The 498-nt window shown below is 35.3% G+C and carries 1 protein-coding gene; it reads right to left on the reverse strand.

Annotated features, from left to right (window positions below; all coding sequences use genetic code 11):
- Positions 1 to 498, reverse strand: a 498-nt coding sequence (locus tag E2K52_RS14795) for a DUF4765 family protein (protein ID WP_151205725.1), incomplete at both ends; no start/stop codon positions are given.

Here is a 498-nt window from a genome sequence, read left to right on the forward strand (position 1 = left end):
ACGGCTATGTAAGTCAGAGCGAGTGCCTGGAACAAAGTCCATTCCAATACGTACAGCCCCCTGAATATAATCACAGATATTGCTAGATTCTTTTACTATAGCACTATGTAAAATGCTACTTACACCAGACAATGCATTATAACCAGGTACAGCTCCCATCGCCATATTCCAAATTGTACCTAAAAAATGTAACACAGCTCTCCCATCAGGAGAAAGAGAAGACTTATCACGATGATTTGTACTATCATTAATATCGATACTTAACTCAATCAATCCACTTAAGCCTTCTTGAATAACCTTATCAAACCCCCAAATAAACTGCTGCCCGCCATTCATATGGGATACTTCTTTTTTGAACTTTTCTATTGCCTCTTTTTGTTTATTATTCTTTTCTGATTTTGACATCCAGCGAGCAGATGATATATTATTAATTTCATGGACAAACTCAAGAATAGTATTCTGAAGCACTTTATTAACATTAAAGATAGATGATAAATC

This window comes from Acinetobacter sp. RF14B, assembly GCF_006864105.1.
GTDB classification, from domain to species: domain Bacteria; phylum Pseudomonadota; class Gammaproteobacteria; order Pseudomonadales; family Moraxellaceae; genus Acinetobacter; species Acinetobacter lwoffii_C.